Genomic DNA, 24,920 nt, shown 5'->3' on the forward strand with positions numbered 1-24,920 from the left:
CGTACCGGTGTCGGTTTCGGCGATGAAATGCGCCGCATCAACTGTTATCGATACTACCAGCAAAGAACGTCTTGATCTGGGCGCTGGTGCCGTAGGAGGCTTGCGCGCCATATCCTGTGGCGGCGTAGGCGGCCACGTAGGAGGCCAGCGAAGCGGAATCACTCAGCGTAAAGCCCGAGGCGAGGCCGGCCAGCAGCGTGCCCATGAAGGAGTCGCCGCAGCCGGTGGTGTCCACGGCGTCGATCTTGGCCGCGTCGACATGATAGGTGCTCTCGCCCGTAAGAACCACGGCGCCGTCGCCGCCCAGAGTGACCACCGCTTCCTTGAAGCCGAAATCGTGCATGGAGCGGGCGATGTAGTTCCAGTCCATGCCCAGCCAGTCGCCGTTCTTGGGCTCGGCGATGTTGAGCAACTGCGCCATCTCGTGCTCGTTGACCAGCAGGATATCAGCGTACTCGATGAGCGCCTGCGGCAACGTGTCGGTGAAGGGGGAGTCGTTCAAGAGCACTTTGATGCCGGCGTCGTGGCACATCTTCGCGGTGGCGGTGACGGTTTCGATCGGGCTTTCCAAGCACAGGCCGAGCACCGACGACTTGAGCAGCACGTCTTTCTGGCTGTCGATATAGGCCATGTCGACGGTGGCGTTGGACCCGGCGGAGTAGACGATGGTGTTCTCTCCGTTGGCATCCACGGTGATCACTGTGGTGCCGCTGGCGCCGTCGGCGTGCCGGATATGGGAGGTGTCGACGCCTGCGTCATTGAGCTTGGCCAGCAGGAAATCCGCATTGCTGTCGCTGCCCACGGCTCCGAACATATTGACTTTCGCGCCGATCCGCGCGGCCGCCGCGGCCTGGTTTCCGGACTTGCCGCCGGGCAGGATGCGCAGCGGGCCCCCGGTGATGGTCTCGCCGGGCTGGGGCAGACGTTTGGTGGTGACCGTGTAGTCGGCGTTCATTGAGCCGACGATGCTGATTGAACCGGAAATGTCGTCCAGTAAGGAAAGCGTCTTTGCATTCATTTCATACTCGATTCACGTGCGTCTGTGCTATTGGCATATAGATGTATGTATATGGTAAAACGCTTTATCAAAGAAGTCAAATTATCAGCCCATAAAGAAGGCGCGAAAAGAAGAGCTAAAGAAGGACCGAATCCGATTGAACGGCCATTTGAACATACGACGGCGCCGGATGAACGTCTGCTTCATTCATCCGGCGCCGTTACGGAATTTTGGGTATATACGATGCTTACGCGTACATGTTGCGCGGGTGCATGTCTTCGGGCAGGCCGTCCATCAGGCCCGAGACCGAGCCGGATTCGAAGACGGAGCGGATGCCGGCGGCCAGCAGCGGGGCGATGGAGAGCACGGTCATGTTGGGCAGGCGCTTCTCCTCGGGAATCGGCACGGTGTCCATCAACACGATTTCGCGTGCGCCGCAGGTCTTGAGCCGCTCGATAGCCGGGCCGGACAGCAGGCCGTGGGTGGCCACCAGCGTCACGGATTTCGCGCCGGCCTCGCGCAGCGTGCGCACGGCCTCGCAGATGGTGCCGGCGGTGTCGATCATGTCGTCGACCACCACGCAGTCGCGCTCGCGCACCTCGCCGATGATGCCATGGGCCACGGCGTGGTTCGGACGCGTGACGTCGCGGGTCTTGTGGATGAAGGCCAGCGGCAGCCCACCGAGCTTGGCGGCCCAGCGCTCGGAGACCTTGATACGTCCGGCGTCAGGAGAGACGATGGTCGCGTTTTCAAGCGGCATGGAGTTCTTGACGTAGTCGAGCAGCACTGGCATCGCGGTCAGATGGTCGACAGGCCCGTCGAAGAAACCCTGCTCCTGCGAGGCGTGCAGATCGACGGTCATGATGCGGTCGGCGCCGGCGGTCTGGAAAAGGTCGAACATCAGCCTGGCGGTGATGGGCTCGCGCCCGAGGCCCTTCTTGTCCTGGCGTGAATAGCCGAGGAACGGCGCGACAACGGTGATGGAACGGGCGGATGCGCGCTTCAGCGCGTCGATCATCAGCAGCTGCTCCATGATCCACTTGTTGATCGGGTCGGTGTGCGCCTGCAGCACGAAGACGTCCGCGCCGCGTACCGGTTCGGTATAGCGCACGTACATCTCGCCGTTGGCAAAGTCGTAGGCCGTGGTCTCCAACGGCACGGTGCCGAGGCATTCCGCCGTGGCCGCCGCCTGCTCCGGGTACGCCCGGCCTGTCACCAATGCCAGTCGCTTTTTGGACTTACCCTCGAGAATCGCCGACATATCTCACCTTCCGCTGTAGGTGTGCATTTGGCCTTGCTCTGTGCGAACGAGCAGTGCGCCGCCGGTCGTACAAGGTAGGCCGGCAGGCATCGGACGGTCGCCCGAGCCAAGGTTGATCAAAAGAAACCAACTCCAATATACAGGCAACCCCGTGCAATTGCCCGAAGCCGGGTTGCGCGGGGTTGTCTGAAGCGGATCCGTGTCAGTGCATGCTGAGGTCAATGGCCACTTGATCATTGCCTGCGATGTGGAACTCGCGGTCGTCGTTGATGAGAGTTTTCAGTTGCCTTTGGTGTCGCCGAGCACTTTGTACATGGTTTTGTCCGTTGTGTCGCCATCCACGTTGAAGTAGCCGGCGCTTCCCGCGATTTGATTGGGGTTTGTTATATATCTTTTGTAGTGCGGATTTCCTTCGAGGCTGTTGTCATACGAACCGATATACAGGTCAATGGTATAGAGGTTACTGTTGCCACCGGTTTGCAGGTTGGTGAGATCCATATTGAAACCATTGATTTCCAGTGTGGTGACGAGAGGATCGTAAATCGTGAACCGGACAGGTTTGATCGGAGGATTGTCGATTTTCCAGCTATCTGATTGGATGGGAGACCCGTGGCAACTCATGGTGAAACTGTCATGGTAGTGCTTATGAGGGTCGCCCGATGCAGCCCAATATTCGAAAGATACTTTCTGTGACCCGTCGGGCATCTTGGTGATGCTGTTGATTTTATCGGCGTTGAAAGAAGGATTGAGAATCTCACCTTTCTTGTCTGCCTTTTTGCATCTTGACGGGACAGTGGTCGCATTGGGATCAGAAAGTTCAAGGCAGTATACGTCGTTTTCTGTCATGACTTTCGCCCGTTTGGTCTTGGATGAGCCGAGTTCCATTTTGCTTGCATCTTTGAACTGACCGTTGAGAATATCGTCCAGATACGTTTCGGCAACGGATTTGGGAGTCTGACGGCAGAGCACGAGATAGCCTGCCAGCAGGGCGGCGGCGACCAGGGCGATGCACAGAAAGACGGATATGCCTATAACGTAGGTCTTTTTTGATTTCCTAGCCTTGAATGTCGGGCCAGAGGGTACCGTGGCGCTCATTGATTGTTGCGGCGAATAGCTGCCTGCTCCAGGCATTGCGTTCGCGTTTGCCGGCATCGGCGCTGCCTGCGGAGGCGCACCGAAGCCGCCTGTGGTGAAGTTGCGTTGTACGGATAGTTGAGGTACCGGGTCTGCCGGCCATGTTCCTGTCGGCGTCGGCGCGTTTGCGGGCACAGGTGCCGGCGCGGTTGGCGGCGTGGGAATGGCTGCAGCCAGCGTGGGCCGGGGTGCGGGCCCGTGAGCCGGCATCGTCTGCATGGCAGCAGCAGTTGGGAACGCTGTTGCTGGTTTGGCCCCCGGTGCGGCTGGTGCAGGCATTGCCGAAGGCGTTGGGCTGGCGGCTGTCGGCGGCGCGGACAGAGACGTGGAACCGGGTGCTGCGGGTGTCGACGTCGTTGAAGGTGTTGGCCCGGCGGCTGTCGGCGGCGTAGACATGGCCGCACTCGGCGTCCCCGCGCCTACGGCCTGCCCGCAGTTGGTGCAGAATCTTGAGTCTTGCGGCAATGCGCTGCCGCAATGAGGGCACTTCATCTTGATATACAATTCCTTCGATTTTCAGTTTTTGTTATGAAGTTTTAGTCGTTGATTGTATCTTCGGGCCTTTGGCCCTCGGACTGGTGAGCTTCGGACCGGTGGTCAAAAAGACTGTCGTTCTTCCGGGCCTTTGGCGACTTCGAGTCTCTGGTTTTCAGTCGTTGTTATCGCTGTTGAAAGCCACTTTCACCTTGTTGCCGGAGATGGTGAAGGTGCCGCGGATGCCGTTGGCCGTCGTAGTGGTGTCGTCCGGCTTCCACTCGTCGTCGTAGCTTTTGCGTTCATAGCTGAGTTTCATCTTCCCGGAGGAACTGGTCGTGCCGAAGGAGCCCTGCTCGATGTCGATGTAGCTGTCGCTGACCTTCGGATAGGAGACGACGGTCCACGCGAAGTTCCGGTAGTCGTCATCGTCGCCGTAGAAGTACTCGCCGAAGGGGCATCCATCGGGGTCGGCCTCCTTTTTGGCCGCACATTTATCGATTTTCTTCTTGACCTCACCGTTGAGCGCATCCTTGAGCTTCTGCGTCGGCTTGACCTTCAGAGTGCCGCTTGATGCCACGCTGGTCACATCGTCGGCGGCTACGGAGTTCAGCTTCACGTCAGAGCCGGTGAGGAAAGGAGAGGAACCGGTCGTCACGGTGTAACTGCCGGGGTAGACCTTGAGGTTCAGGGTGGTCGTCGTGGTGCTTTCGGAACCGGTGTTGTTGGTCGAGGTCGAGTTCTTGGAGGAGACGGGGATGTCGTTGACCTTCACCGAGGAGACGACGTTTGGCACGGTCACCTGCAGCTCGCCCACCATGGGGTTGGTGATGGCCCAGTTGTCGAAGAACAGGAACTTGCGGCCGCTGGTGGCCACGTTGAGCGTCTTGGTGTAGTCGCGGCCGGAGAAGCTGTAGGTGACGATGGCCTGGACCGATCCGTCGGGATTCTCCTTGGTGCTGGTGATGCGTTGGTTGATGATGGTCCCATCGCTCTGCGCCGCATCGCTGGTCAGCAGCACCGCCTGGGCTCCGCTCACCTGCGGGTCGGCGATTGAATTGGCCTGGTCGAAATTGCCTGCGGCGATGGCATCGAGGTACGAGTTGATGGTGTTTTTAGGGCCGAATACCGTCGAATTCAATGTGCTGTAGACGATGGCCAGCAGGATGCACGCGGCGACGGCGACAATGCCGATGATGACGTAACGCTTTTGCTTGGCGGTCATCGGTTTCGCTGCTGTTGCAGAAGGTGCCGCCCCGGGCGTTGCCGGTATATCCGGTACGCTCGAGACGCCAGGCACGCTCGAGGCGGCGGCGTTGAAGCGCTGCGGGCCGGGGATGCCGGGCGCTTGCGTGGTGTTCGGCATCGGCATCGCGGCCGGTTGCGGGGCGGGAATCGGCGAGCCGGGCTGTGGTATGCCGGCGACCCCGGGCACAGGCGGAACGCTTCCGGGCGCAGAGGAAGCCGGGGAGGGGACGGAAACGGGGTTGGCCGGTTGAGGGGCGGCATTGGCTCCGACGGCCTGCCCGCATACGACGCAGAACCGGGAACCTTGGGGCAGTGGGCTGCCGCAGTTGGTGCAATTCATCTTTGGATCTCTCTTTCTCCGGCCGGTTCGCGGCCCTGAACTCTGCTTTTGGTTTTTGCTCTTCGATCAATGGCTGAGGCCGTCGCCCGTGAGCAGGCGACGGCCTCAATCAGCGGCGGAAAGGCGGGCAGCGGCTAATCAATTAGTGATGTCTGTCTTCCCATCGTTTCGGTCGACGTCCGGTGGTTATCGCATTACCGGTGGCTGCGTCGGACCTGCGGTGGGGCCTGACGCGCCAGGTTGGCCTGGGGTATACGTCTGTTGTGGGCTCCCCGTCGTGGGCGCGCCCGGGACTGACGGTTGTACGCCGGTCCCCGCGAATCCCTGCTGAGGCGTGACCGGATTCTGCCAGGTTGTCGGCATGCCGGTAGTACCTGCGGGCATCGTCGGTGTCGCCGGCATTGCGGGTGCTCCGGATTGCGGTGCGAGCGGAGCCGTTGGTGCGCTGGGTGTGGAAGGTGCGGCGGGAGCTGCCGGGCCAGCTGGCCTGTTGGCCCCGCCGTTTCCGAGTTCGCTGAGACGCTTGAAATTGGCGCCACAGGCGGTGACATAGTCCTTGATGTTCTGCGGGGTCGGTTCCACGGCTCCGCCTTTGGCGATCTTCCAAAGTTCCGGTACTGAGGCCAATACGGTCGGCCCGAAGGTGATGGCCACCGCCTCGATGGCGAAGGCCCAGACCGCCGCCAGCAGCGGGTACCACGTCGCGATGGTGATGGACATGCTGTCCGTGGCGTGCTGGGCGCCGAAAGCGGTCAGGCCGAATACCGCGATAAACCAGAAAATGGCCGTGGCCACGGGTGCCTTCCATGTGTGGTTCCACTTGGCGTAGAACGGGTCCTGCGTGGTGCGGACCGCGGCGCGCAACGCGATGTAGAAGGTGACGATGATGAAGACGATGGCCAGCAGGATGAAGATCCATGCCTTGGAGGTGCCAGGTGCCCACTGCTTGGCCGACATGAGGTCGGCGAACGTCACCGTGCTCGAGGACTGCGGATCGCTTGCCGTCAGGCCGCCGAAGGACATGATGTCGGTGAGCAGGAACTGCAGGTACGGCATGGCGATCGGGATCATCAGCAGCGGTGCCGCCGTCTTTACGCCGACGACCATGATGATGAGCGTGATCAGCGCCACGATTGTGGAGAGTAGGGCGTAGAGGGCGAAGGCCTCAACGAAGGTGCGTGCCGGGCCGCGCATGCGGTGCGAGAAGCGCCAGATGGCGTGGAACACGTCGTTGCTGTCCGAGGCGTACTGGGCCATGGCGTAGCCGATCAGCGCGCCGATGCCGGCCATGAGGAAGGCCATGAAGAACGTGCGGAACGAAGCACCGCCGAGTGTGGCACCTGCCTTGGCGTCACCGATCGACGCCGCGGTGGTGAAGGGGAAGATGGCCGCGAGCAGGACGTAGACCAGACCGGCGGCGAGACCGACGACGACGGAGCTGATCACGCCGTTGAATTTGAAGTGTGCCCCCACTTTGTGCGCGATGAGGTAGGCGCCGAACGCCGCGCCCAGGATCAGCGCGATGCCGGAAAGGCTCATCGGCAGCCAGATCGAGAAGACGGCGCTCATCGTGCCGTTGGTGGCGTCGGACGAGGCCGAAGCATTGCCGGAGAACGTGCCGGAGACGCCCGCGACCATCATCATGACCAGGACGTGCAGGAAGTCGCTGCTTTTGACCTTGAGCATTTCGGAGAAATCGCCGAAGGGGAGGCTGCCGATATCGCCCACGGCACTGCTGGACGAGGCCATTTCAAGAATGATGGTGTTGATCAGGGCGAGCACGGCGGCCGCGCCCACGCCGATGCCCAGCGAGACGCCCATGGTCTTCACGTTCTCCGGGGTGGAGAGGCTTTGGTAGGCACCCTGCAGCTTCTGCTGCGTGGCGGTGGGTGCTGCCTGTGCGACGGGCGTTACTGCGGGGGCAGGTGCGGAGGCGTATTGTGGCATGCCGGCTGCATTCGGCGCGGCCTGGGCCGGCATCTGGGGTGCCGCGGCCGGAGCCGCAGGGCCCGCTGGGGATGTGGCCGCGCCGGGCAGCGGAATCGACGGGGACTGCGCTGCCGGGGCCATCGGCGCTGCCGGTGTCGCTGCCGACGCAGGCTGGGTGCTTTGGCCGCAGTGCGAGCAGAATCTGGAATTTTCCGGGAGCGTCGTTCCGCAATGGGGACAATACATAATGTCTCTCCGTTCTAAGTCTCTGGCAACCCCGACGTTGGGCAGGGCCGATAACCACAGAATATAAGTGAGGGCTAACAATATGGAGGTAGATTATGCAAAAAATTAGAAATATACAATTATTCGCCTAATTTTCTCGAATCGAGGTGTGGCGGCGAGTCCTGCCGGTATGCTGAGAGAAGAAGAAATCTGCGTGAAAAGAGGGAGAAAGAGCGATGAAGCGTTGCGTATCGTGCGGTGCGAATCTTGATGACGGTGCCCAGTTCTGTTCCAACTGCGGCAGTGCGCAGGGCGGTGCGTCCGCGTCCGCGGCTCAGACAGCATGTCCGAAATGCGGAACTCCTGTCAATTCGGGGATGCGGTTCTGCCAGGTCTGTGGAACCCCCTTGACGCCTGCGGGCACGCCGAACGCCGCGATGCCGCAGCAGGCTCCTGCCTCTGCCCCTGCTATGCAGCAACCCGCGATGCCGCCGATTCCGATGCCTCAGGGCGGTGCACAGCCGACCCAGCAGTTCCAACCTGTCCAGCTCTCCCAGCCGGCGCAGCCTGCTCCGACCCAGCAGTTCCAGCCCGTGCAGGCAACGGTTCCAACGCAGTCCGCTCAATTCCAGCAGGGTTATGTGCAGCCGAACCAGCCGAGCGATGGGTATGCCGACACGTCCTCGCAGGCGGGTTCCAACGGCGTTGCAGAGCCGGAGGCCTCCGACGGCGGCGATGGTGACGGTGACGGCAAAAAGACCAAAAAGGGCAGGAAGAAGTGGATCGCCATCCTGGCCATCATCGTGGTGATCGCGTTGATCGCGGCAGGCGGTGGGCTCTGGTGGCACTTCAAGCACGGTTCCGACGCGTCCGGTTCGTCCAAGGCCACCACGTCGGTGACCCGCAAGCACAAGGCCAAGGATTCCAAATCCAAGAAGGTCGGCAAAGAGGTCAAGGTCTCTGGCTGCCAGCTCGCACCGAAGGCGACGCTGAGCGGCGTCGACCACAGCGACACCACGATGCTGGCCAGCTTCGACCTCGACACCAAGTGCGACAAGCAGAACCAGGCGTTCAAGCGTGACAAGGTCAAGGTCATCATCGAAGACAGCAACGCTGTGGTGGCCTCGGCCGTCTACGATTTCTCCAAGCAGCCGATCGCGTTCAAGGGCGGGTCCGCCAAGGTCACGCTGGCGTACAGCCTCTCCCAGTACTGGCGCCCGTTCGACGAGATCGAGATCTCGGAAACCAAGGTCACTTTCCAGCCCGGCGAGGCCGGCAACGGGTCGGCGGCAAAGAACGTGAAAAAGGCCTTGGGAGGTGCCGATGTGCGCGACAGCGACATCGAGCGCTACTCCAAGGAAGCGCTGAAATGGCAGACGGACCACGACGAGAGCCGCGGTTGGGACTTCCACAGTGACGTATTCACCACTCAGATCTCCAGCAAGAAGGAAGGCATGAAGGCCGGGGGCAAGACCTGGGAATTCCACGACATCGAGCAGGAATTCCTCGCCAACCGCATCAAATACCCGAAGGCCATCCTGATTTGGGGCAAGGATTTCGCGCATTACACTCAGAACGGCGCCGACGCCAGCTATTACGTCACCCTTTCCGGCGAGCCCTTCTCCGACAAGGACGCCGGCAGCAACTGGTGCAAGTCCAACAACCTCAATGCCGACTCGTGCATGGCCGTCAAGACCGGATCCGACGACTGAGCGGCGATATACGTCCTTTGAAGTCGGCCCTTTGAAACTGTCCGGTTGAAGTCGGCCGGAACCACTATTATAGAAAAGCTATGTCTGACGCGGTTTTGCGCCTGAGATGGCACGCATACACACTCCTGTCGCGGAAAGACCGCGGCCGACTTTAGTCCGAAGGAGGTGGGTGATGTCTGCACACAAGTATGAACTGATGTTCATCGCCGATCCGGAGCTTGACGAACGAGCCCTGAAGAAGCTGACCCAAGAGTATATGGAAATCGTCACCAAAGAGGGCGGTTCCGTTTCCGACCCCGATATCTGGGGACGCCGCAAGCTTGCCTATGAGATCGATGGCAAGAACGAAGGCAACTATGTCGTGGTCAACTACAGCTGCGAGCCGGCGACGAGCGACGAGCTCGACCGCGTTCTGAACCTGAACGAGTCCGTAATCCGCACGAAGATTCTTCGCAAGGATGTCAAGTAAGCCCCAACGCGGGAATATTGAATTTTAGTCTATTTGCTTTTGCTTTAAGTGTTTCAAGGCAAAGCTGGTGAGGAAGGCACGTCATGGCAGCAGGAGATACGGTTATCACGATTATCGGCAACCTTACGGCTGACCCGGAGCTGCGCACTATCGGCAGCGGTGCGTCGGTCGCGAGTTTCACGATCGCCTCGACGCCGCGTACGTTCAACCGCCAGACCCAGCAGTGGGAGGACGGCAATGCGCTGTTCATGCGCTGCTCCGCCTGGCGTGACATGGCCGACCATTGCGCGTCCAGCCTTGCCAAGGGCATGCGCGTGATCGCGCAGGGCCGCTTGCAGCAGCGTTCGTACACCGCCAACGACGGGAGCAACCGCACGGTTGTGGAGATGACGGTCGACGAGATCGGCCCGTCCCTACGCTACGCCACCGCCCAGGTGCAACGTCAGTCGTCTTCGAACGGCGGGTTCCAGGGTGGTTCCCGCAACAACGGAGGCTATAACGGCGGCGCCGGCAACAACGGAGGCGGTTATAACCGTGGCGGCAACGGCGGATACCAAGGCGGCGCAGGCTACTCGGGCGGCGCTTCCGCCGGTCAGTCCCAGCCGCAAGGCCAGCCTCAGACCGGCAGCGATCCGTGGGGCAGCTCAGCCAATTCCGGCGACGGGTTCTCGACCTTCGGAGGCAGCTCCGATTTCGGCGGGGATTCCGACGAACCGGAGTTCTAGCGGTAGGTACGCGAAAAGGCGCCAGAAACCCAGAAGACAAGCAATAGACGTTAAACAAGTGTTAAGGAGACATTGATATGTCACGTAAAAGGCCAAAACCACCAGTCAAGCCGTTTAAGAAAAAGCCGAACCCGCTGAAGGCTGCGAAGATCACCGAGATCGATTACAAGGACACCACGCTGCTGCGCAAGTTCATCTCCGACCGCGGCAAGATTCGCTCGCGTCGCATCACCGGCGTGACCATCCAGGAGCAGCGCGAGATTTCCCGCGCCATCAAGAACGCGCGTGAGATGGCCCTGCTGCCTTACGCCACCAACGGCCGCTGATAGGAGGCAAGAACAATGGCTGAAACCAAAGTTATTCTCACCAAGTCCGTCTCCAACCTCGGTCACTCCGGTGACGTCGTCGAGGTCAAGCCCGGCTATGCACGCAACTACCTGATCCCGCAGGGCCTCGCCTTCGCGTGGAGCAAGAACGCCGCTTCTCAGATTGAGGCGATGAAGCGCGCACGTCTGGCCAAGTCCGTGGCCACCCGTGAAGACGCCGTGGCCGCCAAGGCCGCCATCGACGGCACCGTCGTCGAGTTGAGCGCCAAGGTCTCCGAGTCCGGCAAGCTGTTCGGTGGCATCTCCACCATGGACATCGCTTCCGCTCTGGAATCCAAGGCCGCCGTCGATCCGAAGGCGATCAAGGTCGAGACCATCAAGACCACCGGCGAATTCCCCGCCACCGTGGCCCTGCACCCGGAAATCTCCGCGAGCTTCACTGTGAAGGTCGTCGCCGAGTAATTTCAGGATTCATAACGGTTTATCACCGCAAGCTTAAGCAAGAAAACCCGCCGAGCACATCGTGCCGGCGGGTTTTCGTATACGCGGGCAATGCGAAAGGGCCGAATCCAGCAGAATCAGAATAACTCTGCTGGATTCGGCCCTTTGAAATCGATCAGCGACTTACATCTCGCGTCGGCGTCCTATCGTCAACGCCGTCAAGCCGCTAATCGCCGAAATCACTGAGCGGTGTAGCCGCCGTCGGCCACGAACTCGGAGCCCGTGGAGAACTTGGACTCGTCGCTGGCCAGGAACACAGCCATCCAGGCGATGTCCTCAGGATCGCCCAAGTGGCCCATAGGGGTCTTGGACTCTTCGAGCGCGACCAGTTCCGGATGCGGATCGACCATCGGGGTGTGGATGTATCCGGGGTGAATGGTGTTGACGCGGATGTTCAGATGGTTCTCGGCGCAATAGAGAGCCGCGGACTTGGTCATCAGGCGCACGCCGCCCTTGGTGAAGTCGTAGGCGAGGTTGATGGACTCGCCGATCAGACCCTCAATGGAGCACATGTTGATAATCGAGCCGCCGCCGAAGTTCTTCAGGTTCTGCACGCCGTGCTTGGTGCCGAGCATCATGCCGGTGCCGTTGATCGCGACGGTCTGGTCCCACTGCTTGAGCGGGATGGTCTCGATGTTGTTGCCCACGCCGATGCCGGCGTTGTTGACCACGACGTTGACCTTGCCGAACTTGGCGATGACGTCCTTGAACGCCTGCTCCCACTGATCCTCTTGGGTAACGTCGAGGGTGACGAACATGGCGTTTTCACCGAGCTCGTCTGCGACCTTCTCGCCGTTCTCTGCGTTGATATCGGCCAAAGCGACCTTGGCGCCTTCGTCGACGAACTTCTTAGCGATTGCCAGGCCGATGCCCGAAGCGCCACCGGAAACCAGGGCAACTTTGCCGTCAAGACGATTTACCATAATCTAACCTCCTCATTGTTCGATTACTTACATAAACAGTCTAACACTTGGCTATCTCTAATAATTTGTTATCAAAAAGGAGTGATCGGCAATTCGTTGCAAATAAAGCAAACCAAGTCTTTTCAGTGTGTCGTATTGTTGTTTTTATTCTTTTTGTGATTCTGCGAGATCTGTTGATTATGCGGGCGAAAGTCGGTTTCGCTTTGGCTTGAAGCGACTGCGTCCATCGGCGTATAATAGGCTGGTTGCGCGTTCGGGGGGTCGGGGCGCGCCAACTGTTGCCAAACCCCTGAAGTGCCTGGCAGGCAAAGTATATTGAGGTTTAAAGAATTTGCAAGAAGAACGCGTATCTACACAGACAAAACTATCCATCGCCGCAGCGGCGCTGCTTTCGTTTACGGGCATCCTTACCGAGACGTCGCTGAACGTCACCTTCCCGACGATGACGCGGGAATTCGGCCTGCCGCTTTCGACCATCCAGCTGCTGACCTCCGGCTACCTGCTGATGGTCACCATCGTGATGAGCACGTCGTCGTTCCTGCTCAAGCGCTTTGACACCCGTCTGCTCTTCCGCTGCGCCGTCATCGTCAGCATCGTCGGCACCGTGCTGTGCTGCCTGCCCTTGAACTACTGGCTGCTGCTGCTTGGCCGTCTGCTTCAGGCGGCGGCCACGGGCGTCTCCACTCCCTTGATGATCAACGTCATCCTCGCGTTGGTGCCGGTGAGCCGACGCGGCACCTACGTCGGCGTGGCTAACATGGTCACGTCGTTCGCCCCCGCGCTCGGCCCCACCTACGGCGGCCTCATCAATTACTACTTCTCCTGGCGCATCATTTTCGTATTCACGCTGCCGCTGCTTATCGTCGCGTGGGTCTTGGGAGAGACGAACCTGCGGCTGAAGGCGCAGGGAGCCGGCAAGTCCTTCGACGGCATCGGATTGGTGCTGCTGAGCTTCTTCATGGTCAGCTTCACCGAGATCTTCGACCAGTTCGGAGCAGGCGGCGGCTGGTCGTACAAAGTCGCCATCGCCATCGTCGTGGCGGCGGTCCTGCTCGGGCTGTTCATCTGGCGTTGCTTGGCCAGCAAGTCCCCGTTGCTCAACCTTCGCCTGTTCAAGAATCCGATCGTGAGTCTGCGCGGCGCGAATTACGCCATCCTGCAGTTCATCAATATCGGCAGCTCCTTCCTGCTGCCGGTGTTCGCCGAGAACTTCCTCGGCATCGATTCGCTGGCCGCCGGGCTGATGCTCCTGCCGGGTTCCCTGCTCGGCGCCGCCATCGCCCCGTTCGTGGGCCGGCTCTACGACCGCCGCGGCCCGACGCTGGTGCTCTTGGTCTCCAACATCTCGCTGATCATAGGGGCCACTGCGCTGTGGGCCATGACCGGCAAGGCGAGTGTGGTGATCCTGACCCTGCTTTATATGTTCCTGCGTGCCGGTTTCAATTTCGGTTACGGCAACACGATGTCGGACGCCAGCAAGTTCGTCTCCGGCGCTCAGCAGACCGATTTCAACTCGCTGTTCAACGTGCTGCAGCAGTATGCCGGATCGCTCGGGACGACGGTGCTTTCCGCGTCGCTTTCCTTCAGCGAAGCCCGCATTCCGCACAATATCAAGGCGGCGTCGGCGGCCGGAGCCACGAATGCCTTCGCCCTGCTGATTATCCTGGCGCTGGTGGCGCTGGCGATCACACTGGTTTCCATCAAGGTGCGCAAGAACCCGTCCGTCGAAATGCAGAAAGTCGAAATCTGACCCGTCGTTTCGTGCGAATTGGTTTCTAGGCTCCGCATACGTAACGCATAATGCAATGAGCATCACAGAGTAGTTTTCATCACATTCGCCCACGGCTGGAAAGCGGCTTTGTATTGCAAAAATCAACGCGCGATGCGTTACGCTTTAAGGCAATCGATGTGAAAGCGTTTGTTGGCATTGCGCCGACGGAGCCGTATCGGGGTCGAACGTCGTAGTGGAAAAGCGAGACTCCGGCAAAGCGAAAGAAACGGCGAACGCAGCTTGGCATCGTGAACCAACAATGGCAATGAAGCGAAAGGGGCCGACGATGGCTGACAAAATCAATGCATCCGACGCGATGATCAAGGTACTTGAGGATTGGGGCGTGAACCATATTTTCGGGCTTCCCGGAGGGTCGTTCGACTCGACCATGAATGCGCTGCACAACCGGCGGAAGACCATGAAGTACATTCAGGTGCGTCACGAGGAAGCTGGGGCGCTCGCAGCGGCCGGCGAGGCCAAATTCACCGGCAAGATCGGTGTGTGCTTCGGTTCCGCCGGCCCGGGTGCCGTCCACCTCTTGAACGGCCTGTACGACGCGAAGCACGACCACGCTCCGGTGCTTGCGTTGGTCGCCCAGGTGCCCACCGCTAAAATGAACACCGATTATTTCCAGGAAATCAACGAAGGTCCCATCTTCGACGACGTCGCCGTCTACAACCGCACGGTGATGACCGCCGAGCAACTGCCGGCCGTGGTCGATCAGGCCATCCGCCAGGCCTATGAGCATTCCGGTGTCGCCGTGGTCATCATTCCCAAGGACCTGGGCTGGACGCCGATCGATGATGACTTCCGCTCCACCGCGCATGATTTCAGCCGTGGAAAGCTGTGTGCCCAGCCTGATCCAAAGGATGTGGCCAAGGCCGTTCAGATCCTCAACGAGGCTGAACGCCCGTTGATCTACTTCGGAGCCGGCGCCAAGGATGCGGCCGAGGAACTGGTGGCGCTCTCCGACAAGATGAAGATTCCCATGATGTCGTCCGCGTTGGGTGTCGGCGTGCTGCCGGAAGGGCAGAAGGCGTACGTGCGCAGCGCCGGGCGTGTGGCCACCAAGCCGGGCGTGGACGCGGCTTTCTGTGCCGATGCCGTGCTGTTCATCGGCACCAATATGCCCTTTACCTCCTACTTCGTCCATCCGAACGCCAAGTTCATCCAGGTCACCATCAAACCCACGGACATCGGCAAGCGCCACCACGTCGACCTCGGCATCGTGGCGGACGCCAAGGCCACGTTGAAGGCGATGCTTGAGGCGGCTCCGAACGTGGAATCGCGGCCTTATTACGATGTGATAGTGGAAGACCTCGCCAATTGGAACGAATGGTCGGCCGCCCGCGAGGACCTCGAGGGCACGCCGCTCGAGCCCGATACCGTCTTTGCGCGCATCAACCGCAACGCCGAGCCCGACGCCATCTTCGCCGTCGACGTCGGCAACGTCACCATCGACGGTTATCGCATGCTCAAGGTGAGCCCGAAGCAGAAGATCTCGACTTCCGCGTGGTACGCCACGATGGGCTATGCGCTGCCGGCGGCCATCGGCGCGCAGGAGAGCTACCCCGACCGCCAGGTCTTCTCCATCAGCGGCGACGGCGGGTTCGCGATGAACATACAGGACATCATGACGCAGGTGAAGTATCACGAGCCGATCATCAACATCGTGCTGACCAACGAGGCGCTGGGCTTTATCGAAGGTGAGCAGGACGATATCAACCAGCCGCATTCCGGCGTCGACCTGATCGACGGTGACTACGCGGACGCGTGCGCGGCGTTGGGCGCGAAGGGATTCGAGGTCCGCACGCTCGCCGAGCTGGACGACGCGTTCGCCCAGGCGGTGGCGAACCACGACGGCCCGAGCGTCATCGACGTGAAGATCTCCGGCGTCCGCCCGCTGCCCGTCGAGCAGCTGGTGCTCGACGTCGACGAACACCACACCCAGGCCGACGTGGACGAGTTCGCCCGCACCTATCGCACGCAGGGACTGGTGCCTATCAGCAAGTTGCTTGAGCGCCACGGGCTGGACGGCCATATCGAGCCGTTGAAGCGTTTCGGTTCCGTCTGAGTCCCGCCGATCCCGTTCGGCTGTGTGCAAGAACGAAAGCACACCTAACGAAACGTGATAACTGAATAGAATGAATATCCTCTGACAGCGAGGGTACGCAGAAAACGGCTTACGGGTTGTGAAGCGCCGATTCCGATGGTTGTGACGGTGAAAGAGACGAATATCGGAACGGATTTCTTCAAAAACCCGTAGGCCGTTTTTGTTCTTTACCGCGCAAATATTGGCCCCTGCCGCACGTTGCCATGCATCTTGTCTATTATGGATACTGCATAAATGTTGAGTTTTTTACAATATCCGACATGAGGAGCGTGCGACTTTGAATCGGTCTCGGCGAGGAGGCGGACAAGACAGGCAAGACGACAAGACGCGACTTCATCATCACTCTCGCAACGCCCCGATTACGTTGGGCAATGCCATAGGTTACGGTATCGGCGACATTTTCGGCGGAGGTCAGCTTACGCTGATCGGCACCTACCTGGTGCTGTTCTGGACGCGGTTCTGTGGCATGTCCATCTCGTTGGCCCAATCGGTGGTGGGGCTGAGCGCCATCATCAGCGGCGTCGCGGCTCTTTCGTTCGGTATCCTCGGCGATAATCTCTATCGTTTTCCGATTGGTCGTCATTTTGGCCGTCGGCATTTCTTCCTTATGCTGGTGCCTCCACTGATTCTGGTCGGTATCCTGCTGTGGATTCCCGGCCTGCCGTTTGTGGTTTATTTCCTCGTCTATGTATTGTGGGTCACCGTCGCCCAGCTGTTCGCCTCCGCATACAACACGCTGCCCGGCGAGATGGCGTACGGCTTCGACGACCGCACCAAGCTCTCGACCGTACGTCTGCTGATTTCCGGGGCTTCCGGCACGCTGATTCTGCTCATCGGTGGAGGCACGCTTTCGGTGTTCGGCGAGCACAGGCCGGCTGGATACATGATGTTCACCATCGCCATCACGATTTGCTTTGCTCTGGCTGTCTTCATCTGTTGGAAAAGCACGTGGGAGATGACGCCCGAGGAGGCGGGATTCGGTCGGTATGTCAATGATGCGGCTGGGAAAGCAAAGGTTGAAAGCCATCTTTCGGTACGTGCGGAAGTCAAGCTGTGGCGGCATCGCCTTGCCGTCATGTTCCGCGAATACGCCAGCACGCTGCGCATCGCGATTTTCCGTCGCCACCTGGCGCTCTACCTGCTGATGCTCACCGCCGGCGACGTGTTCGGCCAGACTTTCGTGTTCTTCGTCATCTATGACTGGAACAAATCCGCCGCGTTCGCCTCGTTGCTCTTAAGTTCCGGCATCATCACCGTGCCGCTGAACCCGCTGTTCGGCGCGACCATGATCAAGGTCGGTCCGAAACGCATGTATCAGGCGAGTTTCGCCGCGAGCCTCATCGGCCTGGCTTGGATTTTCGCCGCATGGCGTTTGGTCGGGGTGATCGCGGAACCGTGGTGGACGGTGTTCGCCGTCGCCGGCGCCCTGTTCTTCTTCATTGCCAAGGCCCCTTCCGGTTATCTGCCGTGGGCCGTCTTCCCGTTCATCGCCGACGTCGATCAGGTCGTGTCCGGCAGATATCGCGCCTCGACATTCACCGGCATACAGGCAGGATTGCGTCAGTTGACTTCGGGGCTTTCCTCGATTGTCGTCGGTGCTATCTTGGGATTCGTCGGTTTCGACTCCTCGCGCCGGGTTCAGAGCGTGTTGGCGGGTAATGGCTTGGGAGCGTTGATGATCGGCTGGTACGCGCTTTCCGTCGTCATCTGCATTGTCGTGGCGCGTCGGTTCAACCTTGACAAGCGCACGGACGGCATCGCCCTCGCCGAGTCCGCCCGCGTCGCTTCCGGTGGTGACCCGCGCAGCGTCGATCCGTCTGTTCGTGTCACGCTGGAAGACCTGACCGGCCAGCCCTACGGGCGGTGACGGGCGCTGCAGGCTGTGTGTATCTGGCAAACGGTACGAAAAAAGGTACCGCCAGACGACGATACCTTGCTCGTGCCCCCACGGGGATTCGAACCCCGGACACGCTGATTAAGAGTCAGCTGCTCTAACCAGCTGAGCTATAGGGGCGCTGGTCTAAACTACAAGAGCCAAGAGAACAGTATACATACGCAATGAAATTTGCGCAAGGCGGTGTGTCGCTATCAATTATACATTGAACTTGAAAACGTTTGACAACAAATTTTCGGAACGAAAAAACTGAGAATGAAGTGTTTTATTCGTACGGTGAGTTACACTTCTTATTGATCGGATATGGATATGTTCAACGTTTTGAGCATGGCATCTTCGAAGAATGACTAAGAACGATAGATGTTCTGTGCCTGAATTACGCGGTTGTGGTGATGGCACGTTCGTCGCACTCGAGGAGGAAGAACAATGGAATTCTCACTTAGCGCAAAGCTGGCGGCCGAGTTCATCGGCACGGCTTTCCTGATGATATTCGGCAACGGCGCGGTCGCCAATACCGAACTGAAGGGCACGAAAGGCCACGGCACCGGCTGGCTCAACATAGCGATGGGCTATGGTTTCGGCGTCATGTTCCCGGTGATGATGATTGGCTCGGTCTCCGGCGCGCATATCAACCCCGCGATGACCATCGGCCAGGCGGTCAACGGGCTCTTCCCGTGGAGCGAGGTGCTGCCCTATATCATCGCGCAGCTTCTGGGCGCGGCTCTGGGCCAGTTGATCATCTATATCACCTATCTTCCGTATTACAAGATGGAGACCAGTCCGGACGCCATTTTCGCGACATTCAGCACCACTGAGGCCTCCGGCAACAAGGTCGTCTATTTCCTCAACGAGCTCTTCGGCACCCTCGTCCTCGTGCTCGGGGCGCTGTGCATGCTCTCCCTGCCTTGGGGCAAGAAGGACCCGGCCGCCGCGGCCATCGTCGTCGGCCTCATCGTCTGGGGCCTGGTGACCTCCATGGGCGGCTCCACCGGCCCCGGCCTCAACCCGGCCCGCGACCTCGTGCCGCGCTTCCTGCACTGGATCCTCCCCATCCCGAACAAGGGCGGTTCTCGCTGGGGTGAGGCCTGGATTCCGGTGATCGCCCCGATTATCGGCGCCATCATCGGTGCTTGGATCTTCAAGGTCTGCTTCGGCTGATTCCAAGGGTCCCGGATTGCTGAACGTGTATTTTCCGTAATCCAACGGTAAGCCAACGGTGAACCGACAATGGCGGCGCGACCTGCGATTCTGCAGATCGCGCCGTTGTATTGTTTGATATCCTTTGCCGGCTTGTAGTTAACAGAGGATGCGTTATCGAAAGTTGGGATACGAGAACTATCCGTTTCCGATTTCCTTGGTTTGCGAGGATTATGAAAAATGCTGGCCCATGAATTTTTCTCGTCATGAAGAATATCTATTATTGTCCCCATAACAGGGAAATCCGAGTGGGGGAACGACGTGACACGTGAGCGACCGACGAACACGGGAACCCCACGCGGCAAGGGGACGGAAAACGGGCGGAAGACGTCTGCGAAGACCGGCAAAAGTGCGAAAAGCAGGGGAGCGGCATTGCCGATCGGAATTCTTCGGGCTTGTGCACGGTGGGTCGGCGGGGTCTTGCTTGCCGCGATCCGTGGATTCAATCACGCTGTGCGACGCGGCTTTCGGGCGTTTCGCGATTTCCTTGGATTGCGTAGGCCGAAGACTGCAGGCGGTTTGCACGGCTCGGCCGGCAAGAACGCTTCGCGCGCACGGAGAAAGGCGACACGCGGCGTCCGCAATCCAGATCTTGACGGTGAACTTGGTATTTCCGAAATATCGCAGGGTTTCATCGGCTCGGTACTGGGTCAGGAAACCGATGAAGGTTCCGCGCGAAAGGCTTCTGCGCGATCGTCGGTAGATTCTGCCGCGTCGCGGCCTGTGCCAAAGTCTGTTTATCGTTTTCGCCGCATCGTCGTGCTGATGGTGGCGTTGATAGTGGTTGTCGCCGTCGTTTTCGGCTGCAGGGCGGTGATATCCGCGGTCCGCGGCCATGATGATTCTCCGACGCGGCAACATTCGTCTTCGGCCGTCTCAAAGGCCGATTCCCAGCGGGCCAGGCAGGTGAAAAAGCGCGGCAAAAGCAAGCCGCCGAAACCTGATTTGACCAAGGCGACCCCGTTGAAACCCCTGACCGATCAAAGCCGCGCCTCGATTCTCGCCACTGCGCAAAAGACGGTGGCGGCCAGCGGCAAGCCGGCCCAGCAATATTCCTATTGTGTGAGCACGAAGGGCAACGTGGGCGACGCCAAGGTCGGACAAGTCTTCGAAAACACGATTTTCCGTACGCTGAACGACCCGCGTGGCTGGCCGCGTGCCGGCGCGACCTTCACGTACAGCGCCGATTCCAGTAGCTGCGATTTCGTCATCTATCTTTCGCAGCCGTCGCTGATGACCACGTTCTCGGGCAACTGCTCCGACGAATACAGCTGTCGCGTGGGCAACAACGTCATCATCAACGTGGACCGTTGGAACGGCGCCACCCCGCAGATGCTGAACGCCGGGATGTCGCTTGACCGCTACCGCACCATGGTCATCAACCACGAGGTCGGCCATCGTCTCGGCCATATCGACAACGAACCTTCCTGCCAGGCTTCAGGAGCTCTGGCTCCGCTCATGCAGGAGCAGTCGATGGACCTGCGCGGCTGCAAGCCCAACGAATGGCCGTTGGATTCCGAGCTCTGGATCCAATGAACGGGCGGGCAACCAAGGTCGGCCGTTTCGCGCCCACGCCTTCTGGGCGGATGCATATCGGCAACGTCTACGCGATGCTGGCCGCGTGGCTTTCGGCGCACGAAGGTGATGGCGTCGGTGACGTCGTGCATAGGAATGGCAGAGACCAAAATTGTAATGCATCTGGAAGTCTTGGAGTTGAGCGTTCAGATGCTGCTAGTGTCGCGAATAAAGGAAGCCGGCAGGGCAACGCCAATGGCAAGGTGTTGCTGCGCATTGAGGATGTCGACGGACCGCGTGCGGTGAGAGACGCCGACAAATGGATCATGGACGATCTGCACTGGCTCGGGCTCGACTGGGACGACGAGCCGGTCTACCAGTCGCAGCGCACGGAGATTTACGAAGAAGCGTTGCGGGCGCTGAAATCGGTGGATATCGAAGATGTCGCCTTAGCCGATGGAGTTCATGCGGGTTATGCGGGTTCGCAGAATTTTTCGACAGGTGACCTTGATGGTTCCGCCGATGCGTCGGATGGCCGGGATCGTTCGGCAGGTGATAGTGGTGGATCCGACGGCGCGTCGAATAGGCGGAATCGCTTGCAAGGCGAGGTTGTGCAAGATAATGCCGAACGCCCGTATTCCGGCAAAAGTGCGATTTCAAAAGGTCCGTTGGCCTCCGGTGATTTTCCGCTGGCCTACCCGTGTTTCTGCTCGCGTGCCGACCTGCGCGCGGCCTCGGCGCCGCAGGAGGGCGACCGGTTTCTGATCTATCCCGGAACGTGCCGGAAGCTGCTGGGCGAGCGACCCGACGAGGTGCGCTCGCGGCTGGAAGCGGGGAAGCGGCATTCGTGGCGTATCGCCGTGCCGGAAGAAGGCGCGCCGGGAAGCGTCGTCACGTTCGAAGACCGCGTATTCGGCCGGCAGCGCTTCGACTTGCCGCTTCAGGTCGGCGACACCGTGATTCGCCGTTCCGACGGCATCTTCTCCTACCAGCTGGCGGTGGTGGTCGACGACCTGTTGATGGGTGTCAACGACATCGTGCGCGGCCGTGATCTGCTGCGTTCCACGGCCCTGCAGATCTGGATTCGGCGTGCGTTGGTCGACTCTGGTTTCGCTGCGAAATACGGGATTGGCGCTGAGGGTAATTCAGCCGAAATCAATCATCGGCGTAGCGAGTGTCGCGGTATATCGGAAACGGATAGGAGCCGGAAAGCAAGTAAACGTAACACCGAACAAGCGGATAATTCGCTTCGTTTTGATGATCGCAATGCTGTAAAACCAAATAATCCCGCAATCTGCTATACCAACGCAACGGCGGAACGCCCGGTCTATGCCCACCTTCCGCTGATCGACGACCCGAGCGGGGTCCGTCTGGCCAAACGCAAGCACTCGCTGGACCTCGGCGCGCTGCGTGCGGACGGGGTGAAACCGGAGCAGGTTATCGGTTATTGCGCGTGGCTGCTCGGTGTCCGTATGCCGGGCTCTGTCCACATTTCGGACACCTCGGCTCCTGTTCCGTTGAGCGCTCGAGAAGCCTTGGAATGCTTTGCTTTCGACGATATTCGAGCCGACAGATCCGATCGAATTTTGGCTCCGAATTGGGCGGATGAAGTTGACAGAGGCAAAAACGGAAGTGTAGCGTAAGCACCAATAACTAAACACTACAAACCGATGAAGCGGGGAAGTAGACGGAAACGCGCGATGAGCGAGCCTGGGATGGTGAGAGCCGGGACGAGATGCGAACCGTTGAGTGGGCCGCTGAGGGCGCACCGATTGGCTGGATTTCCGGCGATGAGGCTGCGACGTAAGGCATACGTCAGTTGCCGGGGATGTGTTGGCATTCCGATAAGGGCACGGGAGACCGTGAACCAAGGTGGCACCGCGGGCATATATTCGCTCGTCCTTGGCTGTAATTGACAGCTGGGACGGGCTTTTTTAGTCCCTGAACGAGGCGGAAGCCTTCAGGAGGTGCCCATGGTGAACGTGAGTGCGGGAACTGGTGCGGGTTCGAACGGCGATGCGGCCGTGCGAGGTGCTGCCGGCGACGAAAGCCGTTACGCTGGCATTCGGCCGACGCTTGACGAAGTACGCGACATGGCTGGTACCGGCAAGTATCACCGGATTCCTGTGATGCGCGAACTGCTCGCCGACCGCCTGACCACCATCGAGGCCATGCGCCGGGTGCGTGCCGCTTCCAATCACTGCTTCCTGCTGGAAAGCGCCGAAGCCGACCAGCGCATGGGGCGCTATAGCTTCCTCGGTTTCGCGCCGACGCTCGAACTGACCTGCAAGGCCGGTGACCTGCGTATCAAGCGTGTGGCTCCTGCTGAATCTTCGGACGGCGACGTCGTGGTCGAGCACGCGCACGTCGACCACCCAAGTGACGCGATTCGCAAGGTGCTTGCCCAGTATTCCAGCCCTCGCCTCGAAGGCTTCCCGCCATTTGCCGGCGGCTTGGTGGGCTATTTCTCCTTCGGCTATTTCGCCTACGCCGAGCCGACATTGCGGCAGGAAACCCGCGATCCCAAGGCGTTGCCCGATGTCGACCTCATGCTCTTCGACCAGCTCATTTCCTTCGATTCCTACCGTCAGCGCCTCCAGCTCATCGCCGGTGTCGATACCAGCGATGTGGATGCCTCCTACGAGCGTGCGGTCGCCAAAATCGAACAAATGCAGCAGATTCTCGAGCGCGGCGAACGTTACAATTTCAAGCCGCTGGAGCTTCAAGGCGACCTCACGCTGACGCTCGACCGCGAGCAGTATGGCTCGATGATCAGGACGGCGAAGGAACACATCTACGCCGGCGACATCTTCCAGGTCGTACTTTCCAACCCCAGCACCGCTCGGGCTTCCGGCAGCCTGTTCGACGCCTACCGTCTTATGCGGGCCGAAAACCCGAGCCCTTACATGGTCTTCATGTCCAGCGACGACATCGAAATCGCTGCCGCTTCGCCCGAAACACTGGTACGGCTCGAAGACGGCAAGCTGCTCACCTATCCGCTCGCCGGAACGCGTCCGCGCGGCGCGACGCCGGAAGAAGACAAGCGCATCGAGCAGGATTTGCTGAGCGACGAGAAGGAACTGGCCGAGCATAACATGCTGGTCGACCTCGGGCGCAACGACATCGGCCGCGTCGCGCAGCTCGGCAGCGTCGAAGTCGAGCGGCTGCACGATATCCTGCGGTTCTCGCATGTCATGCATATCGGTTCCACGGTTGCGGGCAAGCTCGCGCCTGGCAAAGACGCGCTCGACGTCATCGACGCGGTGCTGCCGGCCGGCACGCTTTCCGGAGCCCCGAAAATCCGCGCTTGCCAGATCATCGCGGAACTTGAGCAGGCTCCGCGCGACATCTACGGCGGCGCCATCGGCTACCTCGATTTCTCCGGCAACCTCGACACCTGCATCGGCATCCGCCTGGCGTTCAAGCACGACGGCAAGGTGACGGTGCAATCCGGGGCGGGCATTGTGGCCGATTCCGACCCGGACAAGGAATTTGAGGAATGCCGCAACAAGGCGCTCGCCGTTGTGGACGCCATCAACCAAGCGAACGGAGGTCTGAAATGATCACCATCGTCGACAATTACGATAGCTTCTCCTACAACCTCTACCAGCTCATCGGCTCCATCGACCCGGATGTGCGCGTGGTGCGCAACGACGATCTCGACGTCGCCGGGCTGGCCGCGTTGGGCTCCGACGGCATCGTGCTTTCGCCGGGGCCGGGCAAGCCCGCGGACGCAGGCATCTGCGAAGACGTGGTGCGCGAGATGGGCGGGAAGGTGCCGATTCTGGGCGTCTGCCTCGGCCATCAGGCCATCTGCGAGGCGCTGGGCGGCAAGGTCGTTCCCGCCGCCGAGCTGATGCACGGCAAGGCCTCGCCGGTCGAGCTCGATAACGATTGTCCGCTGTTCGCCGGGATGCCCTCCGAGATTCAGGCCGCGCGTTACCACTCGCTTGAGGCGGACAAGGCGACGTTGCCGGAGACGTTGCGTGTCGTGGCCCGCACGCTCGGAACCGACGAAATCATGGCCGTCTCCCACGTCGCCGATCCGACGTTCGGCGTCCAGTTCCATCCCGAAAGCATTCTGACCCCGCAGGGCTCGCAGATACTCAGGAATTTCATCGATGTGGTCGACCGATGGCGGGTCGGCAAGCGCCGGTGAGCGGCCG

Annotated in this window: 19 protein-coding genes and 1 tRNA gene; 13 read left to right on the forward strand and 7 right to left on the reverse strand. The window is 60.1% G+C overall.

Annotated features, from left to right (window positions below; all coding sequences use genetic code 11):
* Positions 1-37 precede the first annotated feature (37 nt).
* From OZX75_RS07925 to OZX75_RS07950, 5 genes are all read right to left on the reverse strand, one after another.
* Positions 38-1,018, reverse strand: coding sequence for a ribokinase (locus tag OZX75_RS07925; protein WP_277146097.1), 981 nt, complete (start codon positions 1,016-1,018; stop codon positions 38-40).
* A 226-nt stretch (positions 1,019-1,244) separates the two neighbouring features.
* Positions 1,245-2,258, reverse strand: a complete 1,014-nt coding sequence (locus OZX75_RS07930) for a ribose-phosphate diphosphokinase (RefSeq protein ID WP_277146098.1) — start codon at positions 2,256-2,258, stop codon at positions 1,245-1,247.
* Positions 2,259-2,537: 279 nt separating this feature from the next.
* On the reverse strand, positions 2,538-3,611 hold the full coding sequence (locus OZX75_RS07935; protein ID WP_277146099.1) for a hypothetical protein: 1,074 nt from the start codon (positions 3,609-3,611) through the stop codon (positions 2,538-2,540).
* A 430-nt stretch (positions 3,612-4,041) separates the two neighbouring features.
* Positions 4,042-5,454: a zinc-ribbon domain-containing protein gene (locus OZX75_RS07945; protein ID WP_277146101.1), complete on the reverse strand. Its 1,413-nt coding sequence runs from the start codon at positions 5,452-5,454 to the stop codon at positions 4,042-4,044.
* A gap of 186 nt (positions 5,455-5,640) precedes the next feature.
* Positions 5,641-7,629, reverse strand: a complete 1,989-nt coding sequence (locus OZX75_RS07950) for a zinc-ribbon domain-containing protein (protein WP_277146102.1) — start codon at positions 7,627-7,629, stop codon at positions 5,641-5,643.
* A 215-nt stretch (positions 7,630-7,844) separates the two neighbouring features.
* On the opposite strand from OZX75_RS07950, the gene OZX75_RS07955 reads away from it, so the two are divergent.
* The 5 genes from OZX75_RS07955 (at position 7,845) to rplI (ending at position 11,302) form a co-directional block, all read left to right on the forward strand.
* Entirely contained in the window at positions 7,845-9,320 is a 1,476-nt protein-coding gene (locus tag OZX75_RS07955) for a zinc ribbon domain-containing protein (protein WP_277146103.1), read from the forward strand.
* 172 nt (positions 9,321-9,492) lie between these two features.
* Complete coding sequence (gene rpsF, locus OZX75_RS07960) at positions 9,493-9,789, forward strand: 30S ribosomal protein S6 (protein ID WP_277146104.1); 297 nt, start codon at positions 9,493-9,495, stop codon at positions 9,787-9,789.
* An 83-nt stretch (positions 9,790-9,872) separates the two neighbouring features.
* Entirely contained in the window at positions 9,873-10,514 is a 642-nt protein-coding gene (locus tag OZX75_RS07965) for a single-stranded DNA-binding protein (protein WP_277146105.1), read from the forward strand.
* 77 nt (positions 10,515-10,591) lie between these two features.
* Complete coding sequence (gene rpsR, locus OZX75_RS07970; protein ID WP_277146106.1) at positions 10,592-10,840, forward strand: 30S ribosomal protein S18; 249 nt, start codon at positions 10,592-10,594, stop codon at positions 10,838-10,840.
* Between the two features lie 15 nt (positions 10,841-10,855).
* On the forward strand, positions 10,856-11,302 hold the full coding sequence (rplI, locus tag OZX75_RS07975) for a 50S ribosomal protein L9 (protein ID WP_277146107.1): 447 nt from the start codon (positions 10,856-10,858) through the stop codon (positions 11,300-11,302).
* Positions 11,303-11,520: 218 nt separating this feature from the next.
* Here the strand turns inward: rplI and OZX75_RS07980 are convergent, their stop codons facing one another.
* Positions 11,521-12,264 (reverse strand): SDR family oxidoreductase, encoded by a 744-nt coding sequence (locus OZX75_RS07980; RefSeq protein WP_277146108.1) that lies wholly within the window; start codon positions 12,262-12,264, stop codon positions 11,521-11,523.
* A gap of 331 nt (positions 12,265-12,595) precedes the next feature.
* On the opposite strand from OZX75_RS07980, the gene OZX75_RS07985 reads away from it, so the two are divergent.
* The 3 genes from OZX75_RS07985 (at position 12,596) to OZX75_RS07995 (ending at position 18,015) form a co-directional block, all read left to right on the forward strand.
* Entirely contained in the window at positions 12,596-14,014 is a 1,419-nt protein-coding gene (locus tag OZX75_RS07985) for an MFS transporter (RefSeq protein ID WP_277146109.1), read from the forward strand.
* Positions 14,015-14,321: 307 nt separating this feature from the next.
* Positions 14,322-16,109, forward strand: coding sequence for a pyruvate oxidase (gene spxB, locus OZX75_RS07990; protein ID WP_277146110.1), 1,788 nt, complete (start codon positions 14,322-14,324; stop codon positions 16,107-16,109).
* Positions 16,110-16,425: 316 nt separating this feature from the next.
* The gene (locus tag OZX75_RS07995) at positions 16,426-18,015 is read left to right on the forward strand and encodes an MFS transporter (RefSeq protein WP_277146111.1); all 1,590 of its coding nucleotides are present in this window, start codon (positions 16,426-16,428) and stop codon (positions 18,013-18,015) included.
* A gap of 73 nt (positions 18,016-18,088) precedes the next feature.
* Here the strand turns inward: OZX75_RS07995 and OZX75_RS08000 are convergent.
* Positions 18,089-18,162: transfer RNA gene (locus OZX75_RS08000), tRNA-Lys, on the reverse strand.
* A 306-nt stretch (positions 18,163-18,468) separates the two neighbouring features.
* On the opposite strand from OZX75_RS08000, the gene OZX75_RS08005 reads away from it, so the two are divergent.
* The 5 genes from OZX75_RS08005 to OZX75_RS08030 all read left to right on the forward strand — a co-directional run bounded on the left by OZX75_RS08005 (position 18,469) and on the right by OZX75_RS08030 (position 24,913).
* Positions 18,469-19,200 (forward strand): MIP/aquaporin family protein, encoded by a 732-nt coding sequence (locus tag OZX75_RS08005; RefSeq protein WP_277146112.1) that lies wholly within the window; start codon positions 18,469-18,471, stop codon positions 19,198-19,200.
* 804 nt (positions 19,201-20,004) lie between these two features.
* Complete coding sequence (locus OZX75_RS08010; protein ID WP_277146113.1) at positions 20,005-20,775, forward strand: DUF3152 domain-containing protein; 771 nt, start codon at positions 20,005-20,007, stop codon at positions 20,773-20,775.
* A 242-nt stretch (positions 20,776-21,017) separates the two neighbouring features.
* Entirely contained in the window at positions 21,018-22,397 is a 1,380-nt protein-coding gene (locus OZX75_RS08705; protein WP_525930293.1) for a glutamate--tRNA ligase family protein, read from the forward strand.
* A 330-nt stretch (positions 22,398-22,727) separates the two neighbouring features.
* The gene (locus OZX75_RS08025) at positions 22,728-24,317 is read left to right on the forward strand and encodes an anthranilate synthase component I family protein (protein ID WP_277146114.1); all 1,590 of its coding nucleotides are present in this window, start codon (positions 22,728-22,730) and stop codon (positions 24,315-24,317) included.
* Entirely contained in the window at positions 24,314-24,913 is a 600-nt protein-coding gene (locus tag OZX75_RS08030; protein WP_277146115.1) for an anthranilate synthase component II, read from the forward strand. Before OZX75_RS08025 ends, OZX75_RS08030 begins: the two co-directional genes overlap by 4 nt.
* The last annotated feature ends 7 nt before the right edge of the window (positions 24,914-24,920 follow it).

Origin of the sequence: Bifidobacterium sp. ESL0800 (assembly GCF_029395355.1) — a bacterium.
Classification (GTDB): Bacteria; Actinomycetota; Actinomycetes; order Actinomycetales; family Bifidobacteriaceae; genus Bifidobacterium.

Coding starts and splice junctions, on each gene's coding strand:
- OZX75_RS07925 (WP_277146097.1), bottom strand. CDS start 1,018: ATGAATGCAAAGACGCTTTCCTTACTGGACGACATTTCCGGTTCAATC.
- OZX75_RS07930 (WP_277146098.1), bottom strand. CDS start 2,258: ATGTCGGCGATTCTCGAGGGTAAGTCCAAAAAGCGACTGGCATTGGTG.
- OZX75_RS07935 (WP_277146099.1), bottom strand. CDS start 3,611: ATGCAGACGATGCCGGCTCACGGGCCCGCACCCCGGCCCACGCTGGCT.
- OZX75_RS07945 (WP_277146101.1), bottom strand. CDS start 5,454: ATGAATTGCACCAACTGCGGCAGCCCACTGCCCCAAGGTTCCCGGTTC.
- OZX75_RS07950 (WP_277146102.1), bottom strand. CDS start 7,629: ATGTATTGTCCCCATTGCGGAACGACGCTCCCGGAAAATTCCAGATTC.
- OZX75_RS07955 (WP_277146103.1), top strand. CDS start 7,845: ATGAAGCGTTGCGTATCGTGCGGTGCGAATCTTGATGACGGTGCCCAG.
- rpsF (WP_277146104.1), top strand. CDS start 9,493: ATGTCTGCACACAAGTATGAACTGATGTTCATCGCCGATCCGGAGCTT.
- OZX75_RS07965 (WP_277146105.1), top strand. CDS start 9,873: ATGGCAGCAGGAGATACGGTTATCACGATTATCGGCAACCTTACGGCT.
- rpsR (WP_277146106.1), top strand. CDS start 10,592: ATGTCACGTAAAAGGCCAAAACCACCAGTCAAGCCGTTTAAGAAAAAG.
- rplI (WP_277146107.1), top strand. CDS start 10,856: ATGGCTGAAACCAAAGTTATTCTCACCAAGTCCGTCTCCAACCTCGGT.
- OZX75_RS07980 (WP_277146108.1), bottom strand. CDS start 12,264: ATGGTAAATCGTCTTGACGGCAAAGTTGCCCTGGTTTCCGGTGGCGCT.
- spxB (WP_277146110.1), top strand. CDS start 14,322: ATGGCTGACAAAATCAATGCATCCGACGCGATGATCAAGGTACTTGAG.
- OZX75_RS08005 (WP_277146112.1), top strand. CDS start 18,469: ATGGAATTCTCACTTAGCGCAAAGCTGGCGGCCGAGTTCATCGGCACG.
- OZX75_RS08010 (WP_277146113.1), top strand. CDS start 20,005: ATGGTGGCGTTGATAGTGGTTGTCGCCGTCGTTTTCGGCTGCAGGGCG.
- OZX75_RS08025 (WP_277146114.1), top strand. CDS start 22,728: ATGGTGAACGTGAGTGCGGGAACTGGTGCGGGTTCGAACGGCGATGCG.
- OZX75_RS08030 (WP_277146115.1), top strand. CDS start 24,314: ATGATCACCATCGTCGACAATTACGATAGCTTCTCCTACAACCTCTAC.